The sequence below is a fragment of the Ruegeria sp. BHSA162 genome (genome assembly GCF_059613385.1).
Genome location: NZ_JBXWSK010000158.1, coordinates 1 through 1053, shown reverse-complemented (window position 1 = coordinate 1053; position 1053 = coordinate 1). Strand labels below are relative to the sequence as shown.

The 1053-nt window shown below is 58.7% G+C and carries 2 protein-coding genes; both read right to left on the bottom strand.

From position 1 onward, the window contains the following. A partial coding sequence (locus AC2FM5_RS19645; RefSeq protein WP_496737662.1) for a TRAP transporter large permease subunit occupies positions 1 to 343 on the bottom strand: 343 nt, incomplete at its 3' end. After that, positions 343 to 1008, bottom strand: a complete 666-nt coding sequence (locus AC2FM5_RS19640; protein WP_170357982.1) for a TRAP transporter small permease — start codon at positions 1006 to 1008, stop codon at positions 343 to 345. The genes AC2FM5_RS19640 and AC2FM5_RS19645, both read right to left, overlap by 1 nt. Positions 1009 to 1053: the final 45 nt, after the last annotated feature.

The following is a 1053-nucleotide window of genomic DNA, read 5'->3' as shown; positions in this document are numbered from 1 at the left end:
TCGATCCCGAGATCGCTGCGAACAACCCGCAGGCCCCAAGCGAAGCCATCGCCAGACCGCCGCGTATCCAGCCGAGACAGGCATAGGCGAAGTCGCTGAGCCGTCGGGCGATACCCGACTTGTTGATCAGGTCTCCGGTCAGGATGAACAGGGGCATGGCCAGCAGCGCGAAGCCCTTGTTGAACACGTTCAAAAGCTCGGCGCCCATGTTGTCGAGCGTCAGGCCCAGAACAAACGAGCAGCCGATCACCCAGTAGCCGATGACCAGAAGGACCGGTACGCCCAACATGAACAGGAATGTCACGCCGAGCGAAATCAAAGTAACCCAAGTTCCGTCTGCCATCAGTCTGCCCCGATCACGGCCTGCTTGATCAGCGGCTCGCCTGTTTTGAAGTTGCGCAGATCGTCCGCCAGGTTCTGGAACACTCGGCCGACCATAAGAAAGAATGACAAAGGTGCCGCCAGCAGGAACCACCACTGCATGATGTTGTCCGTGCCCAGAACGATCTGGAAGTTGGACGCTGACAAGGCCACCAGCCGCGACGTGGTCACGATGACTATGACCGCGAAGATGAACCATAGCACCGCGTCCAGGATCAGGCAGGCCAACTGCCCGCCACGTGGCATCGCGGTCCGGAATTCGCTGAAGCTCAGATGCGTTCTGAGGCGCACGTTGTAGGAGGCCCCAAACCACGCCATCACCATGAACAGCAAGGGTGGAATCGTTGTGGACCAGGGTTCCTGGTCATTGAAGACGAACCTGTCGATCACGCCCCAGAAGATGATCAGCGCAATGGCGAGATAGGAATACACCATCACGGATCGTTCCAGATGGCGCTCGATGAAGGGAACCTTGCGATAGATCAGCATGACCAGAAGCCCACCCAGCGCAGCGACGACGGCGCCGACAACCCACGCTGCGTCGGACTCCAACGCTGATTGAATTTCAAAGGAATCCTGGCTGAGAAAGGCGCTGAATATCGCGCCGATGTCTGCCCAAAATGACATGAACCCCGTCCTCCCAGTCGGTCTTCGGTTGAACCGGCCCACGCG

Bases quoted from the DNA above. Each gene is read 5' to 3' on its own strand.
- AC2FM5_RS19640 (WP_170357982.1), bottom strand. From the start codon at position 1,008: ATGTCATTTTGGGCAGACATCGGCGCGATATTCAGCGCCTTTCTCAGC.